Annotated in this window: 12 protein-coding genes; 1 reads left to right on the forward strand and 11 read right to left on the reverse strand. The window is 62.3% G+C overall.

Annotated elements, in window-relative coordinates:
* The 10 genes from JNM03_RS04200 to JNM03_RS04245 form a co-directional block, all read right to left on the reverse strand.
* Positions 1–1348, reverse strand: a 1348-nt coding sequence (locus tag JNM03_RS04200; RefSeq protein WP_294034653.1) for a recombinase family protein, incomplete at its 3' end; no start/stop codon positions are given.
* A 740-nt stretch (positions 1349–2088) separates the two neighbouring features.
* The gene (locus JNM03_RS04205) at positions 2089–3003 is read right to left on the reverse strand and encodes a formylglycine-generating enzyme family protein (RefSeq protein ID WP_294034674.1); all 915 of its coding nucleotides are present in this window, start codon (positions 3001–3003) and stop codon (positions 2089–2091) included.
* 128 nt (positions 3004–3131) lie between these two features.
* A complete protein-coding gene (locus JNM03_RS04210; RefSeq protein ID WP_294034655.1) occupies positions 3132–4616 on the reverse strand; it encodes a sulfatase in 1485 nt (494 codons plus the stop codon).
* A gap of 12 nt (positions 4617–4628) precedes the next feature.
* A complete protein-coding gene (locus JNM03_RS04215) occupies positions 4629–6986 on the reverse strand; it encodes an arylsulfatase (protein ID WP_294034657.1) in 2358 nt (785 codons plus the stop codon).
* A 72-nt stretch (positions 6987–7058) separates the two neighbouring features.
* Positions 7059–9845 (reverse strand): TonB-dependent receptor, encoded by a 2787-nt coding sequence (locus JNM03_RS04220; protein WP_294034659.1) that lies wholly within the window; start codon positions 9843–9845, stop codon positions 7059–7061.
* Positions 9846–10263: 418 nt separating this feature from the next.
* Complete coding sequence (locus tag JNM03_RS04225) at positions 10264–11712, reverse strand: sulfatase (RefSeq protein WP_294034661.1); 1449 nt, start codon at positions 11710–11712, stop codon at positions 10264–10266.
* A 71-nt stretch (positions 11713–11783) separates the two neighbouring features.
* Positions 11784–12728, reverse strand: coding sequence for an ABC transporter permease (locus tag JNM03_RS04230; RefSeq protein ID WP_294034663.1), 945 nt, complete (start codon positions 12726–12728; stop codon positions 11784–11786).
* A complete protein-coding gene (locus JNM03_RS04235) occupies positions 12721–14250 on the reverse strand; it encodes a sugar ABC transporter ATP-binding protein (protein WP_294034665.1) in 1530 nt (509 codons plus the stop codon). Before JNM03_RS04235 ends, JNM03_RS04230 begins: the two co-directional genes overlap by 8 nt.
* 4 nt (positions 14251–14254) lie before the next feature.
* Positions 14255–15193 carry a substrate-binding domain-containing protein gene (locus tag JNM03_RS04240; RefSeq protein WP_294034666.1) on the reverse strand — a complete coding sequence of 313 codons (939 nt, stop codon included), beginning with the start codon at positions 15191–15193 and terminating at the stop codon, positions 14255–14257.
* On the reverse strand, positions 15190–16167 hold the full coding sequence (locus tag JNM03_RS04245) for a ribokinase (protein ID WP_294034668.1): 978 nt from the start codon (positions 16165–16167) through the stop codon (positions 15190–15192). The genes JNM03_RS04240 and JNM03_RS04245 overlap by 4 nt, the downstream gene beginning before the upstream one ends.
* 328 nt (positions 16168–16495) lie before the next feature.
* Between JNM03_RS04245 and JNM03_RS04250 the strand changes: the two genes are divergently transcribed.
* Positions 16496–17479, forward strand: a complete 984-nt coding sequence (locus JNM03_RS04250) for a LacI family DNA-binding transcriptional regulator (protein WP_294034670.1) — start codon at positions 16496–16498, stop codon at positions 17477–17479.
* A 37-nt stretch (positions 17480–17516) separates the two neighbouring features.
* Here JNM03_RS04250 and JNM03_RS04255 read toward each other — a convergent pair.
* Positions 17517–17920, reverse strand: a 404-nt coding sequence (locus JNM03_RS04255; protein WP_294034672.1) for a transaldolase family protein, incomplete at its 5' end; no start/stop codon positions are given.

Consider the following 17920-nt stretch of genomic DNA (forward strand, 5'->3'; position numbering starts at 1 on the left):
GCAGTGCTCTCTCCTTACCTGCCTCCACCAGACAGTGCGCAAAAATCTCAAACGGCGTGGTGAACGATCCCGTCAGCTTTCCATGAGCCCAAAAGCATCGCTGGAAGATGAGGCTCAGCACATGCTGTTTCATCTCGTCAGGAAGGCCAGCAAATAGCAGATGCGCCGTCCGGCCCATGTCTAGCAATGCAAGGCCGTCGTTCAACAGGGCTCGCGACGTATTCAATATCGGTGTTTGCTGCCGAAGAGGTGTCACTCCCGCTGTCAAGGTTGCCGTGGGGATGGCGCCCGTCAGCCCGCCGCGGATGAGCTTAAATTGCTGCGGGTCGCACCAGAGCGTCTTCAGAAGGCCGACGAATTGCTCCTCCAGCACTTCCTGGCGAACGAACGGCTCTGGGCATTTTCCTCGAAAACCCGAGCAACGGTAATAGATGTATTTCCCCTTCTGGATCTGGGCGACCAGCGCACAGCCGCAATGACCGCATTTGATCAGGCCGGTGAACGGGAAGCGGTGCGGCTTGGCACGAACATTCGTCGTGCTGCGGCCATCCAGGATCTGCTGAACGGCCTCCCATGTGTCGGGGGAGACGAGAGGGGCATGCACACCTTGATAGACTTCGCCGCGCCAGTCGAACGACCCGGCATAAAGCCGGTTGCGCAGCATATGATGGACCGTGCTCACGCCGATCGGCCGACCGCTCTTGCGATATCGCATGCCCGCATCTCGAGCCTTGGCCGCGACATCCTTCAACGAGTAGAGCCCTGTCGCATACCAGTCGAATATCCGGGTCACGATCGGTCCCAGCTCGGGATCGATCGCAATGAGGCTCCTGCCCTGCCCGTCCCTGACGTTGAGATATCCAAGCGGCGCGAAACTCGGCCAATGGCCCTGCTGCGCCTTTTCCAGCATTCCCTTGCGCGTCTCTTCGGAAAGATTGTCGATATAGGCTTTCGCCATCAGCACCTTGATGCCGTGGACGAACTTCTCGGAGGATCTGCAGCCGTCGGACATCACGGCATTCTCTTTGACGAAGTGCACCTCCACGCCGAGATCGTCGATGATCGCCCAGTCCTTCAGATTCCGGTAGAGCCGGTCGGTCTTCTCGACGAGAATGATCCGAACCTCGGGATGGCGCTTGAGATAGCGGAGCATGTTGCCAAAGGCCGTCCGGCCGCTCTTGCGCGCCGTCTCCACGTCGATATGGCTCGACACGACGACAATGCCATTCAACGCCGCATAGTCTTCGAGCAACTTCACCTGGGATGGGATGGAATATCCCTCGCGCTGCTGATCCGGTGTCGAGACCCGCGCATAAAGAACCGCTTCGCGTATTCCGGGCTGATCCATGTTCTTGCGGTGTTTGTAACGGCTAACTGCGCTTCTCGGCCTGGCCAAAAACTTGCTCCTTTTTAGATGCCCTCCCACGATGGAGGGGGCATGCCCTGAGCAAAATTGGCGATTCGATGCGATGCCGTAATGGTCGGTTCGGGCGGGTCAGGATGTTGATCAGGGTCTTGGATGGCAATCACGGCAGATTATCACGCTGAGCGGTAACGCCCATAGGCCGCCTTCACGAGCAAACCCTCGTCGCACATGCGCCGGAGATAGCATCGATGTACGCCAATGTTGGAGAACTCCCTCGTGCGGACCTCCCCGTTCGCGGAGGCAAGAGCAACGGCTCGCTCTCTCAACGATGGCTGCCGACGAGCCCCCAACTTAGCCTTTTTTGTCGGCTTTTGATCGCTACGAGCAGAGCGGACCTCGCACGCTTGCGACAACGCCGCGATGGCTGGATCGAGGGCCAGGAGAAGTCTGGTGTTAGCCCTAAGCGTCTTGAAGCGACGAATGCTCGACCTGGTTTCCGGGAGGAAGAAGCGGGCGAAAGTTCGAGACCTATCGAACTTAGGGAGCCATTTCAGAACAGCAGAGGGCACCGGAACCTCACCCTGTCCTCTTCCGATTTATGATTGCATTCAGCGGCGCATCGACCGCTCCGCGGATTCGAACTCTGCACCCGCGCCGCGACGCGCTGACGAACCACCGTACCGAGCGGACGCAGTTGCCGTCCTCACCTCCGCAAATCGACGTCACGCACGGATTACGCCGCGAAACCCGATGTGGCTCGTCGAACTGTCGATCGTTTGCGGGTGGCGTGCGGCAGGCCGGTAGCGCTGGCAATAGCTGGCGGCGCAAAGATGCGATCCGCCCTTCAGGACTTTTCGCCCAAACGCCTTCGGTCCCGCGCCGGCCTCCAGGCTCGCCCGCCGTGTGCCTCCGCGCGGGTTGGCGGGTATGCAACAGCTGCCCTTCGATTTCCTCTCGATCTTGGGAAGCGCATACCAATCGGCCGTCCATTCCCAGACATTGCCGATCATGTCGTACAATCCATATCCGTTCGGCGCATAGAAGCGGACGGGCGATGTCCGCTCGTATCCGTCTTCGAGCAGATTGCTGTAAGGAAACATCCCTTGCCAGTAATTGGCCTGGCAGACCCCGCCCGGCGCAAGCTCATCGCCCCACGCATAATCCGCGCCGTCGAGTCCTCCACGCGCCGCAAATTCCCATTCGGCCTCCGTCGGCAACACCTTGCCCGCCCAGCTCAGATAGGCCTCGGCATCCGCATGGGCGACATGGACGACCGGATGATCCCACAACTCGTCCAGATCGCTGTCCGGCCCGTGCGGATGCCTCCAGTCGGTCCCGAAGCTGAACTCCCACCACTGCGAATAATCGCCAAGGTCGACGGGCATCCGGGTTCTTTGGAAGAGAAGCGAGCCGGCGCGCGCCATCTCGGGCAACATGTCCGGGTAGTCGCGCGGATCGGGAGCCACCTCCGCGAGACTATGATAGCCCGTGGCCTCGACAAAGCGTGCAAACTCACGGTTGGTGACCGGCGTCTCGTCGATCCAGAAGGGGCCGACCTCTACCCGCCGTACCGGTGCTTCCTCCGGATAATGACGGTCGGATCCCATGGCGAACACGCCGCCGGCAAGATAGCGCATGTTATCGATCGCCACGCGATGCTCCGCGTCTTTCGGGCGAGGCGTCTTTCCTGTCATGCGCGGCGAGCTTCCTCTATGCGGCCTCGACTTTCACCCGCAATAAGCAGGGCGCGCCCGAAGGCAAGCCGCTATCCCTCAACCGCGCCGCCGCTGCCCGCATCCTGCATCACCACGGGTGACAAGCCCTGTTGGACACGGACGAAATTGTCGAACTGCGGATCGCCGTTCGCCTGCATATAAGCCTGAAGCGTCTTCTTCATCTGCGCAATCACACCGGCGTGCTTGCGGCTTCTGATCAGATTGACGCGCTGCCCGGGATCGGCGACCAGATCATAGAAGCTCTCGACCTCTCCATATTGATAGAGTTTTACGCGGCTGGCGAGCTTTGCGTCGGCCTTTGCGCCTTCGACCATCGCGTTGAAGCTGAGTCCGCGCATGCTTTCCGCCTTGAACGCAAGCGTGCCGTCCGCCCACGGCATGAAGAGATAGGCGTAGCGCCTGTCCTGGATCGCGCGCTGCGGATAATTTGCGCCGCCTGCCAGATTGTTCACATAGGTGACCTGAAAGGCCGGATCGGCGAAAGGCCCACCCGCCATCAGGGGCATCAGGGATTGACCGTCGAGATCGGACGGCGCCGCGATACCCAGCATATCGAGCAAGGTGGGCATGATGTCGATGTGGGTGACCAGCGTGTCGAAAGCTTGCGGCGCCCCCATCCCCGGCCATGTGACAAGAAAGGGGCAACGCGTTCCGCTGTCATAAACGGTCGCCTTGCCGAACGGAAACGGAAGACCGTTGTCCGAAAGGAAGAGGACGATCGTGTTGTCGGCCTCGCCGCTCCTGTCGAGCGCAGCGAGGACGCGCCCGAGCGAGGCGTCGCTGCGCTGCGCGCTATTCGCATATTGTGCCACCTCCTCACGCACTTGCGGCAGATCATCGAGGCACGGCGGCAAGCGGAGGTCATCGGGACCAAGCGGATGATCGATCGCGTACGGCCCGTCATTCTGATGGTCCATCTTGAGCCCACCCGGACTTCCGTAGAAGGGCCGATGCGGATCGCCGATGTTGCAGGACAGGAAAAAGGGTTTCGACTGCGTTTGAGCTTCGGCAATCGCGAGTTCCACGCCCTTTTCATAAATCAGTGGATTGCGGTCCTGCGACGCGCGCGCGAAGGTCGCGGCACCGATCGCAAAGTCCCACGGAAATGACGATTGCGGCAGCATATGCTCGATCTTGCGGATCGCCGCGGCGAAATAGCCCTCGCGCTGCAGAATCATCGGCAGCGTGACCGTTCCCTCGTTCATCGGATTGAAGCCGGTCGCACCGCTTCGGTGCGGCAGCTTGCCCGACAACAGAGCCTCACGCGATGGCTGGCAGATTGGGACCAGAGCACGGGCATTGACGAACCGATGCGAACGCGCGGTCAACGCCTCTACATGGGGCATAAGCCCCTTGCGCCCGCCCATGAAGTTCAGCAACGAATAATCGAGGTCATCGGCGATCACGATCAGGATATTGGGCTTTCGCTTCAGCGCCTGCGCGCCGGCCGTCCGCGGCAGTATGCCGGCCAGCGCCAGAAGCGACGCGCCCTTCAAAAAGCTTCGCTTGTTCATGGACGCCGCCCCTCAACCACGTGGATCGACGACCAGATCGACCTTCTCGATCCGGCCAGGAAAGGCAAATGGTGCCGAATAGTCCGCCACCGGCGAACCGCTGTCCTCGCCGATATCGAACGTGTCTTCGAACGAGAATTTCCCCCGCGTCGTTTCAGGCAGAATTTCCCGCGCTACCTCGCTTCCGTCGATGCTGAGAATCGCGGTGGCGGGTCCGCCGGGCACGGCGCCCTGTGCCTCGACGCGCAGACCCACGATCGCCATTCCCGGTTTCAATCGATCGGCCGCGCGAAGTGTCGTGATCCGCTTTTCATAATAATTATAGGTATAATGGACATGTCCGTCCTTCACATAAAGCGACCATCCCCCCGCTCCCGCCCCGGCGCTGGCGATCACGCCGTCGCTGGTGCCGACGGGCACGTCGATGCTCGCCGTGAGCGTGTAGCTGCGATTTTCAAGCGGCGGCCAGGCGTAAAGGCGCGTCTTCCCGAAATAGGTGGCGCGAAACTCCGGAGCTTGCGCCTGCCCGCCGCCGCCACCGCCCGGCATAAGGGGATAGACCTGATTTTTTCTCGCCTCGGCGTCAAACAGCGCTTTCAGCTCCGCAAGCTTGCGGGGGTTCGCACGCGCGAGATCCCTCGACTGCGAGAAATCGGTGTTGAGGTCATAGAGTTCCCAATCGGGCGCCGCCGGTAGGGCGGTCGAAGGATTGGGCCCGCGATGCGACCAAGGCAACACGCCCGTACGCCGCGACGCCATCCATCCATCCTGATAGATCGCAACATTTCCCAGCATCTCGTTATATTGCGTCGAACGGGGCGCCGGCGCCGATGCATCGTCGAAGGTTCCGAGCAGACTCTTGCCGTCCATCGGACGCTGCACAACCCCATTGACCATCTGCGGCTGAGGAAGCTTCGCAGCCTCCAGCAACGTCGGTGCGACGTCGATCACATGAGCGAACTGGTTGCGCACGCCACCGGGGTCCTTGATCCGTTGCGGCCAACTGACGACCATGCCGTTCATCATGCTGCCCAGGTGCGATCCGATGCGCTTTCCCCATGGAAAGGGCGTATTGCCGGCCCATGCCCAGCCAGCTGAATAGCCGGGCGAGGTTGTCGGGCCACCGAGCGCAGCAAGACGCGCGCCCTGTTCGTCGAGACTTTCCGCCACGCCGTTGATATAGGCCATCGTGTTCGACGCACCCGTCGGGCCGCCCTCCTGTGATGCGCCGTTATCGCCGGTGATGAAGACGATCATCGTATTGTCGAGCTGACCCGTATCGCGCACCGCATCGATGACGCGGCCGATCTCGTAATCGGTCTGCGCCATCATGCCGGCAAAGACCTCCATCGCCCGCGCCTGCACCTTCTTTTCCTTGTCCGAAAGCGAGGCCCATGCCGGAATCTCGGGCGGACGCGGGGACAGTTTCGTATTTTTGGGAACGATACCCAGCGCCTTTTGCCGGGCCAGCGCGTCCTCGCGATAGCGATCCCATCCCATGTCGAACTTGCCCTGGAATCGGTCGATCCAGGCCTTCGGCGCCTGCTGCGGCTCGTGCGTCGCGCCAGGCGCAAAATAGATGAAGAAAGGTTTGTTCGGCGCGACCGACTGCTGCGAACGAATCCAGGCAATCGTCTTGTCCGCCATGCCTTCGGTCAACGTGTAATCATCGCGGCCGACAGGCTTCACGAAATCCGTGGGCGACTGGTCCTGCGTAAGCTGCGGATTGAACTGATCGGCCTCGGCAGCAAGAAAACCCCAGAAATGATCGAACCCCTGGCGCGTTGGCCAGCGGTCGAACGGCCCGGCAATCGTCAGCTCACGCGATGGTGTGAGGTGCCATTTCCCGAACAGGGCGGTTGAATAGCCATTCGCGCGCAGCGTTTCGGACACAAGCGCGGCCTCCGGCGGCAGCATCGCATTATAGCCGGGATAGGGTGCCGGCGTATTCGAAATCTGCCCCATCCCCATCACATGATTGTTGCGCCCGCCGAGCAACGCCGCCCGCGTTGGCGAACACATCGAATCGACCTGGAACCGGGGATAGCGCAGACCATTTTTTGCAAGCTGATCGAGAACTGGCGTGGCGATCGGCCCGCCAAAGGTGCTTGTTTGCGCATAGCCCGCATCGTCGAGAAGGATGAGCAGGATGTTGGGCGCGCCGGCTGGCGCCTCCACCGGCGTCGAGGCCCGACCATCGCCGCGCGATTCCTCGACCGTTCGACCGATCACCCCGTCAAAGGCGGGAAGCGGGATCGGCAGGACGGTCCGGTCGATCCCTCCGCCTTGAGCGATGACCGGCGTCGCAAACACTCCGCAGCCGGCCAGCGCTGCGACCGAAGCCAGAAGGCGCAACTTCCTCGCGATCATGTTGACTCCACCCTTCTTGCCTTACCCCCTCGCACGATCCGGTCGCGTGCGGCGGCGGGATGCTTCTCCCTCTTAGAAGGAGAAGCGCAGCCCCGCCACGAAGCGACGGCCCGGATCGGTGTAGGCGGCCGGCAGACCTGTCGTATAGACAGTGACATCGTCGGCGTCTGTAAGGTTGATGCCTTCAAGCGTCGCGCTGACCTGGTCGGTAATCTTGAGGCTGAGGCTGGCGTCGAGCGATCCGAACGGCTTCACCTTTTCGCCCATGACCGGGAAGGATGGCGCGACCGAAAGGAAACCCGCCCGCCACGAATAGGACAGACGAAAGCCGACCGGACCCTTTTCATAATAGCCGACAACGTTGAAATTATGCTTCGACGCCGCCGTCAGTTGCAGCGGATCGCTGTTGTCGATGAAGGTGTAATTGACGATCGTGCCGAGGCCGTCGAACGGGCTGGGCAAGCCGGTGAACGCCTGCTGGTAATAAAGTTCGACACCCTTCACCTTGACGCCGTCGCCGTTGACGAGCTCGCTGACCGCGAAGTCGCGATTTTCCACCGTATTGCCCGCCGCGCGGAGGAACGTCACCGGATAGGTCTGGATCGAAACCTCGCGGCGCACCAGCGAACGCAGATTCTTGTAGAAGAAGGACGAACCGACCAACCCGCCGTTTCCGAAATAATATTCGACCGACAGATCAAGATTGTCGGCGCGGAACGGGTCGAGCAGCGGGTTGTTTCGCGTGATGGTGAGGTTGAAGAAACTGGCCGTCGCCGACGGCGAGATTTCGATCATGTTCGGGCGGGTCAGCGTGCGCGATGCCGCGAAGCGGACAAGCACGTCCGGAGTCGCCTCCCATTTGACGTTCAGGCTGGGAAGGATGTCGGTATAGCTCTTGTTTACAGCCGTCGCCTCCGACACCGGAAGGCGAAGGACGTTGCCCCCTTCCGCATCGACCGTGATGCCGTTGAAATTGGGCACCGCACCGATCGATGCCTGTTTGGTCTGGACCACACGAACGCCAAGGTTCCCCGCGAAATTCCCCGACTCCCAGTCGGCGCGCGCGTAACCCGCCAGTGTTTTTTCGCGGACGTCGATGATCCCGGAGGCGTCGTTGGTGATTTGCCCGGCGGCGGCGAGCTGATCTTCCGTCACCCCCTTCATGAACAGGCGATAATCCGCGCGAAGCCAGTTGCTCGGGAACGTCGCATCGCCGCTGTAGCTGCCAAGAAAGGCCCCGCGACCCGGTCCGACCGGAACCATATAGGGTGCCGCGCTCAGCGATCCGGCAAGGGGGCCGACCGGCGTGTCGGGGCGCAGACTGCGAAGCCCCGCAATCGGCACGTTGATCGCGAAATTATCCTGATAGATTGCGCGATTGGCATATTTCACACCCACCTGCACGCTGGTGAGGAAGCTGTCGTAGAATTCGCGGCGAACATCGGCCTTCAAGTCCCACACCCGGTCGCGGCTGCGACGATTGAATTCGCCATTGATGCTGAGAAGGCGAAAATTGCTGGGCTTCAGACGCTCATCCGCGAAGGCGCCGTAATAGGTGGTATTGCCGATGATATCGCCCGGTTCTGCCGTGTAGCCGACTTCGCCGGTCGAGGTATTGTTGACGATCTGGTTCGCGAGGCCAAGGTTGCTGCGGGTCTGCGCGGACTTGCCATAAGAGCCGTCGACCGTCACCTTCCAGGCGTCCTGCTCCCACAGAACGCTCCCGACGACATTGCCGATATAGCCCGTGCGATCCTCCACGCGGCCGATGTTGCGATAGTCGAGGTTCCGCAGGCGGACGCTGGTTACCGTCGGCATTCCTTCCAGAACCTCGGCTGTCGAACTGACGACGACCGGATTCATCTGGTTGAAATGCAGGTTCTGGTTGGCAATGTTTTCGACGCTGAGATGGCTGTAGAAGCCGTCCACCGTCAGGCGCAGGCTGTCGGTCGCCTGATATTCGACCGATGCGATCGTCCCGATGCGTTCGCTGTCTTCCTGGAAATTGCTGTAAAAGCCGGAGGCAAGTATCCGGTACGTCTTGGTCGGCTCGATGATGCCATTGCCATCCCAGTCGCGGCCGACCGCTTCCTGCGCGGTCGTATAACCCTGCGTAACCTGATGGGTCTCGCCGCGCCGGCGGGCATAGGATACGCCAAGGGTCAGCCCCAGCCTGCCGTCGAAAAAGGTGTCGCCGAACAGGATCGATGCCTTCGGCGCGATTTTCCCGTTGTTGCTCGCATATTCGCCCTGAATCGAGCCGGAGAGGAACATCTTCTTGGCCGACAGCGCGTGCGGCGTCTTGATGTTCACATTGCCTGCAAGGCCGCCATCTTCCAGATCGGCGGTAGGCGACTTGGCAACCTCCAGCGTCCGGACGAATTCGGGCGCCATGATCGAGAAGTCAAACGTCCGCGACGACGCCTGGGTCGCATTGGAAATCGCGTTGGGAAGCAGGCGGCCATTGAGCGTCGTCAGCGTGAAGTTCGCGGGAAGACCACGAATGTTGACGGTACGCCCCTCGCCGCGCGTGCGGTTGATCTGGACACCCGTGATGCGCTGGACCGATTCCGCGATGTTCGCGTCGGGGAATTTGCCGACATCCTCTGCGCTGATCGCATCGACGATCGACGCCGCCTCGCGTTTGATGTCCACCGCCTGGGTCAAGCTGCCGCGAATCCCGGTCACGACGATCGCATCGCCCTCGTCCGCTTCGGTGTCCTGGCTTGCGCTTGCTTCGGCTGCAGCCTCGTCCGCCGCCTGCGCCCATGCCGGACCTGCCGCGAAGCCGGCAAGCGCGGTTGCCGCAAGAAGGCCGGCCCGGATGTGGCCGAAGGTAGCTCGATTAAGCGCGCGCATGATGTTCTCCCATCCCATAACGTATCGCAGGCAGTCGTCCGCTGCTGCTGATATGGTGAAAGATGACGAAATAAAACGTTTAAGTCAATAGCCGTGAAGCGCTTTGGGATGGAATATTTTCAATGGTCAGCCAACAACGAGATTCCTATCCATATCGTTGATTATATGTATATTATTCTAAAACGAGAAGCCATCCGCGCCGGCGCTGAGCATGGTGGGCCCGAAGGATCGGCTCATCCGCCTGCGGCTGTAGGGAATCGGCTGCCCGACGAGTCGAGAGTCGCCCAAAGCACCGTCAGCCATAGCTTTTGCGCTCGCGTGCAGACGCAGCTTCATCAGGCCCGGGAACGCCCCTTGCCGGCATCACGAGAATGTCTGAAACGTTCGATCCGTTTGGTCGGCGGGCAGGCGCCCTCGATCAGGAGGTGGACCAGTCCGCCGGGCGGGCGAAGGCGCCGCTGGCATTGGGGCGATAGCCGTCAAAGACGTCGCCGACCGGATCGAGAACCCGCGGATCGCCCGTTGCCGCCAGCTCGGAAAAAAGCCGTGCTTCGAGTTTTCCGACCATCCGCGCATGGCGAGGGTCGGCGGCAAGATTTCGAAGGTCGAAAGGATCGCGCGCCGGATCGAAGAGCATCCGCTGCGGCCGCTTTCCCGTCGCGAGTTCGCGGTATCGCAGGAACTCCGGCCGCGTCGCGATTTCCGCCTTGGCTGGACCCTTGTCGATATCGGCAAAGGCCGCCCAAATATCATCCTCGACCCGATGCGCGTCGATGACGGTGCGCTGGGGGTCGCCGGCAGGCCAGCGGTCGGGACGAAAATTGTGGATGAACAGATGATGCTGGGTGCGCAGCGCCCGCGCGGGATACCCCTGTCCGGGCACCGCGCGGCCGTTCATATGCCGCTCGGTCGCGCCCAGTACGAAGGGTCGGTGCGGCGCCCGCGGATTGCGCAGAACCGGCATCAGGCTTTTCGCATTCATCTGCTGCGGCAAAGCGATGCCGGCGACGTCGAGAAAGGTCGCTGCCAGATCGATCAGACTGACGAGCGCAGCCGATTCACGACCTCCCCGGACCTCCCCCTTCCACATCACCGCCAGCGGCACATGCCATCCGGCGTGGAACAGCGTCGCCTTCGCGCGCGGGAAAGCCCAGCCGTTGTCGCCCGTCACCACGATCAGCGTGTTGTCGAGTTCCCCATCCCGATCAAGCCGTGCGACCAGATCGCCCAGATCGCGATCAAGACGTTCGAGGCAATAGCGATAGTCGGCAATGTCGCTGCGTACGGCCGGACTGTCGGGAAGATAGGGTGGCACGTCCACCGATGCAGGATCGATACCGCTCGCGGTCCCGCTGCCCTTTTCAAAGGGTCGGTGTGGGTCCTCCGCGCCAAACCAGAAGCAGAATGCGGCATCTTTCGGACGTTCGGACAGAAAGGCGTCGAACGACGCATAGGCCCTGCCCGCCGGATTTTGGGTGCGGCCCGCCGCTTCGAGCGATCCCGGTGCCCAGCCTTTGCGCATCGACCCGACATGGTAGCCGGCATTCGCCAGGATTTCGGTATAGAGCGGGATGTCCCGCGGCAGGCTGCCTTGCAGATTCGCACCCTCGCGCAGTCGCCACGGCCACTGTCCGGACAGCACGGCTCCACGCGATGCGGTGCACGACGGCGCGGCGGCAAAGGCATTGGTGAAGTTGACGCCCTCCCGCCTGAAGCGCGCGAAATTGGGCATCCGGGCTTTCGAGGGATCGAGGCACTGCGCGCCGGCCCATCCCCAGTCGTCGGCCATCAGCAGGACGATGTTCGGACGGCGCGGGGGGGGCGTCTCGGCACGCAGCAGTGCAGGCGCCAGCGCAAAGGCAGACATCGCACCGACCGCAGAACGTCTTGAAATCCGCATCATGAAATCCTCGCCGCGCCTTTGACCATGCCCCCGGATCAGCGGGCACGCCAGCGATCGAGCAGCACCGCCAGAATGATAACGACGCCGGTCACGATCCGCTTCATCGGTTCGCTAACCCCGATCTGGGCGAGGCCGCTTTGCAGCACGGCAATCAGCAGGACCCCGATGAAACCGCCGATCACCGATCCGCGGCCACCCATCAGGCTGGTACCGCCGATAACCGCCGCCGCGATCGCCGAAAGCTCGATCCCCGATCCGGCATTGGGGTCCGCCGCCGCAAGATAGGCGGCGTTGAACACGCCGCCCAGCCCGGCGAGCGTCCCCGAGATGGCGAAGGCGGCGAGCTTGTAAGGCCGGGTGTTGATGCCGGCGGCCTGCGCCGCCTGCTCACGGGTCCCGATCGCCACCAGATAGCGCCCTCCGACCGAGCGCGTGACCAGCACATGCGCGACGATCGTGATACCGAGCGCGACGAGGAAAGCCGGCGAAACGCCGATCCCGTATAGCGGGAGCGCCAGCGCTTCGATCGAAGGCCCCACGAAGATTGTCTGCGAATCACTCACCAAATACGCCAGTCCACGCCCCGCTTCGAGGACCCCGAGCGTGACGATGAAGCTGGGCAAGCCGGCATAGGTCGAGAACCAGCCATTTGTCAGTCCGAGTGCGAGGCCCGCCGCCAGGCCGATCAGAATCGCTACCGGAAGCGGCAGCGAGTGCGAAACGATCATCGTCGCGACCAGCGTTGAACTGAGCGCGACGACCGACCCCACCGACAGATCAATCCCGCCGATCAGCATCACGATGATCATGCCGACCGTTACGACCATCAGCGTGGGAAGCTGGTTGAGCAGAATCTGCGCCGAACCGGCTGAGAAAAATCCCTCGGACAGGACGCCGAAAACGATCACGACCAGCGCGACCGCGATGATGATGAAGTTATCGCGTCCGTGCCGCGCGACTCTGGCTGCCAATTCAGTCATGATACACCCCTGCCCTCGTCGCTTCGTTTCCTGCGGCGGATCCACCGACATGCGCCGAGAAGGCGGCCGTCATGATCGCTGCTTCATCCCATTCCGGCCCTTCGAATATCGCCGCGATCCGGCGCCCCGACATCACCGCGATCCGATCGCATGTGCTGGTCAGTTCATCCATTTCACTCGACGCCATCAAAACCGCAGCGCCAGCAGCCGCCAGACGCGAAATCTCGTCGAAAATATCGGCCTTGGCGGCGACATCGACACCGCGCCCCGGCTCGTCGAGCAACAGCACCGGGGTGTCGAGCATCAGCCAGCGACCCAGGATCACCTTCTGCTGGTTGCCGCCGCTGAGCTGTTCGATCGGCTGGTCGAGCCCCGAACTGCGAATCTTCAGAATGTCGCGGATTGCGGCGCCACGCTCGCGGATCCAGCTATCGGGAGTCGCCCGTCGACCACGCAGGGCCGACAGCGACAGGTTGAAAGCCACGCTTTGACCGGCAAATATGCCGCTCATCTTGCGATCTTCCGGCACATAGCCGATGCCCGCCGCCACGGCATCGGCCGGCGTCGTCACGGCCGTCGCGATGCCATCGACCAGACGCTCGCAGCGCCCGCCCGACCGGGCATCGAGCCCCATGATCGCGCGCATCAACTCGCTCCGCCCGGCACCGGCCAGCCCGGCTAGTCCGACGACTTCGCCGGCCTTGACCTCGATCGAAAGGGGGTGCGGCAGTTCTGCGGTGGTGACATCGGTCACCCGAAGGGCGGCTGGCCCCTCGCCACGCGCCGCTGCTCGTCGGTCGCGCTGCGCGAACGTGCCGGCCATCGCCTCGATCATCGCGGGGATCGAAAGCGCTTCGCTGGGTTTGGTCAGAATCAATTCCCCGTCGCGCAACACCGAGATCGTGTCGCAAACCTGTTTCAAATCCTCCAGCCGGTGGCTCACATAGAGGATCGCAGCACCCTCCGCCGCCTTTGCCCGGATCAGGTCGTGCACCAGTCCCGCCTGTTCGCGCGACAGCGCTGCGGTTGGCTCGTCGAGCATCAGGACCTTCGTGCCGTGCATCGACGCGCGCGCGATCTCCAGCAACTGCTGGTCGGCGAGCGTCATGTCGCTGGCGAGCAGCGATGGCGGCAGGTGCGAAAGCCCCAGGCTGGCAAAGGCCGCCTTCGCCACCGTGTCGCGGTGCCGTCTCCGCACGATGCCGAATCGGCTCGGAAAGCGGGACAGCGCGAGATTCTCGGCCGCGGAAAGCGTCTCGATCATACTCAGTTCCTGCGTCGCCAGCGCGACACCGGCATCCAGCGCCGCGCGCACCGAAGCGGGCTTATATGCCTCGTCGTCGAGCAGGATTTCGCCCCCGTCGGCGCGGATCGCACCGCTCAATATGTTGAGCAATGTCGATTTTCCCGCCCCGTTCTCACCGACGAGCCCGCGAATTTCACCACTCGCGATCTGAATATCGACCGCTCGCAGCACCGGCGCCGCGAATGCCTTTGACAGGTTGCCGATCTTCAATCCCATCGACCTACTCCTGTTCAGCGCGCGGCGGGCGGGCGTGGACGAGGTCAACCGGCGTTTCGAGATCGGGCAACGAACTGTTCGATCGGACCGCCTTCAAGGCATAGTCGACCCCGAACACACCCAGCTTCCCGCCATATTGATCCGCGGTCGCAACGATGACGCCTCGGTCGAGCAAGGGGCGAACCGCAGCGACATTGTCGAACCCGGTGACCACGATCGTGCGTCCCGCCTGCGTAACGGCGGATGCCACGCCCAACGCCATGCTGTCGTTTGCCGCGAAGATCGCCTTCAGATTGGGATAGCGAATCAGCAGCGCGCCCGCAATTTCGGCCGCGCGAGCCTGATCCCATGATGCGCTTTGCTGGCTGACGATCTTCAGTTTCGCTGCCTTCGCGGCATCTTCCAGGCCCATGCGACGGGCTCGCGAATTTTCCGCCGTCGAAATCCCTTCGATAATCGCGACTTCATCGCCGGGCGCCAGCTTTGCGGCGGCATAGGAGCCGACCTTTTCCGCGCCTTTGCGATTGTCGGGGCCCACGAATGGTACCCTGATGCGATATTGCGCGAGGATCGCGGGATCGAGGCGGTTGTCGATGTTGATGACCTTGATGCCGCGCTTCATGGCGCGAGCCAGCGCGGGGATCACCGCCTTGGAATCAGCCGGTGCGATGACGATCGCATCAACCCGCATCGCAATCATCTGGTCGATGATTGCGACTTGCTGCGCGAGATCGTTTTCGTTGCGGGTACCATTGAGAAGGAGACTGAATTCGCCACTGCGCTTCGCGTGATCGGCGGTCACGCCATCAACCATCGTGACGAAGAAGCTGTTCGCCAGCGATTTCATGACCACGGCGACGAGCGGCTTTTCGCGGCGGACGGCGGACTGGGAGCAGCTCGCGAAGAGAAAGGCGATCAGCAGGGTCGCGACAATCTTTCTCATGGCTTCACCGTCTCTCCCGCCTGCGCGCTGGCCCCGCCATCCCGACCAGCCATCAGCGCGACGACTTCGGAAAGGCTGGGGGCGCTGTTTTCAGCCGATTGCCTGGTAATCGATATTGCCGCGGCAGCCGTGGCCTTTCGTATCGCGCCGGCGAGGTCGTCGCCCGAAGCGATCGATGCGGCCAGCGTTCCGTTGAATACATCGCCGGCGCCGGTCGTGTCGACGACGTCCATGCTATAGGCCGGTATCCGCAAAAAGCCGTTGCCGTCATAGGCCGTCGATCCCGACGCCCCGCGCGTGGCAAGAATGGTCCCGCCGCTGATCGACTGGAGCTTGACCAGCGCCGCCTCGAAGGAAGCCCCACCCGCTGCGACCGCATCCACCGACAGGCCGGCGAGTTCGGCGAGTTCATGTTCGTTCGGTGTCAGTATATCGATGAACGGCAAGAATTCCAGAATATCGGGATGCGCCGGCGCCGGGTTGAGGATCGTCGTCACACCGCGCGCGCGCGCGAGCCTGAGCGTCGCGGCGACTGTCGCGATCGGAATTTCAAGCTGGACCAGCACCACCGCTGGCAGTTCGCCATCGTCGAATGCGGCCTCGACCTGTTCGGGCGTTACCTCACCATTGGCGCCGGGGGCGACCGCAATGACATTGTTGCCCGCATCATCGACCGTGATGATCGCTATCCCCGACCGACACGCCGGCTTCGACCGGACGAAATCGGTGCCGACACCTGTTTGCCCCAGATAGTCGATCATTTGCCGGCTGAAGTGATCGTCGCCGATCGTCGCAACGAATTGAACGTCGGCGCCGACCGCCGCAGCAGCCGCGGCCTGATTCAGCCCCTTACCTCCGATCGTCGTGGACGCACCATGGCCCAATATCGTCTGATTGGGCAACGGCAGGTCCGGGACGCGGACCGTGATATCGCAGTTGATGCTCCCGACGACGAGAACGCGAGTCGCTGTCATTCCCTATCCCATTTATATATTCTATGATTTGATCCTCGTCTTACTTAAACGTTTTGATTCTTGCAATAGCGTTGTTGCGGCATCCCATCGGCGTCGATCGGCAGGCCTGTGCGATAAAAGGATGATCGGAATGGATCAGGGCGATTATGGATCCCGCGCATCGGCGGGTAGCGCTCGACGCCCACGGGTTCGCGCTGATTCGTCGGGGTTGCCGCGCGCCCGGGCGCATCGAACCGCACCCGTTCGACCGTGCTGGACGATCCGCGTCTCGCAGCGTAGTTGCGTCAGGACACGCTCCGGTCATCCGGCGCGGTTCGGGGATGCAGGAATGACGGGTAAGAGCGGCAAGCGGGTCACGATCAAGGATATCGCCCGTGAAACCGGCGCCTCCATCGCCACGGTTTCGTTCGTCATGAACAACACCGGATCAGTGGGCCGCGAGATGAAGGCTCGCGTCCTGAAGGCCGCCGAAGAATTGGGGTATCGGCGAAACCAACTCGCCAAGACGATGCGCACCGGACGCAGCCATATGATCGGACTTGTGCTTCCCGATCTTTGCAACCCCTTCTTTCCCGAACTGGCCCATTCGGTAGGCGAAGCCGCGCGCCGGTCGGGCTATGCGGTCATCCTTGTCGAAAGCAACGACGGGCAAAGCGAGGCCGAGGGACTGGAGCGTCTCGCCGTCTACGGCGTTGACGGAATTTGCTGGTGCCCGTCCTCGAAACGCGACCTGCTGACCGACCTCAATATTTCGGTGCCGACGGTCGTCGTCGATCGCCCAATGCCCAACCATGACATGGTGACGTCGAATTACGCGATGGGTGGCAAGCTGCTAGCCGACTATATTCTGGCGTCGGGCTACAGGAACATCGCGCTCGTGACAGGGCCGAAGAATTTCCCGGGTACCGCGCAACGGCGGAAGGGCCTGGTCGAGGCTCTCGACGGCCGCATCCCAATCGCGTGGGAATGTGCGAACGCCTTCTCGATCGAAATCGGCACGGAGGTGCGCCAGGCGCTAGCCCGCAAGGACATGGATCTTGTCGTATGTGCGAACGACACGATTGCGATCGGGGTGATCGGGGCGCTTGGCGAACTGGGCCGCCGCGTGCCCGAAGACGTCGCGGTCGTGGGATTCGACGACATCCCCTGGTCCGTACTGGTCCATCCGCCATTGACGACGATCCGGCAGCCGTTGCAGGCGATCGGGGCTCAGGCCGTCTCGCTCCTGATCGCGCGGATCGAGCGCCCCGATGCACCGCTGAAACGTGTCGAGGTCGACGTCGAACTCGTACAGCGCCGTTCGACCCGATAGCGACCCGGTTTTTCGCGCGGGATGACAGCGGAGGGGGTCAGATGGCCTGGCCGGTTTTTGTCCAGTCGGCGAGGAAGCCTTCGATGCCCTTTTCGGTGAGGATATGCTTGAACAGGCCCTTGATGACGGAGGGGGGGGCGGTCATGACATCGGCGCCGATCTTGGCGGCCTCGAGGACGTGGATGCCGTGGCGGACGCTCGCGACGAGGATTTCGGTGTCGTAGGCATAATTGTCATAGATCAGGCGGATGTCGGCGATAAGCTGCATGCCGTCGAAGCCATTGTCGTCGTGGCGGCCGGCGAAGGGCGAGACGAAGGTCGCCCCCGCCTTCGCCGCGAGCAGCGCCTGCGCCGCCGAGAAGCAGAGCGTGACGTTGACCATCGTGCCGTCGCCGGTCAGCGCCTTGCAGGTCTTGAGCCCGTCGATCGTCAGCGGCACCT

The sequence above is a fragment of the Sphingopyxis sp. genome (assembly GCF_016793825.1).
Classification (GTDB): domain Bacteria; phylum Pseudomonadota; class Alphaproteobacteria; order Sphingomonadales; family Sphingomonadaceae; genus Sphingopyxis.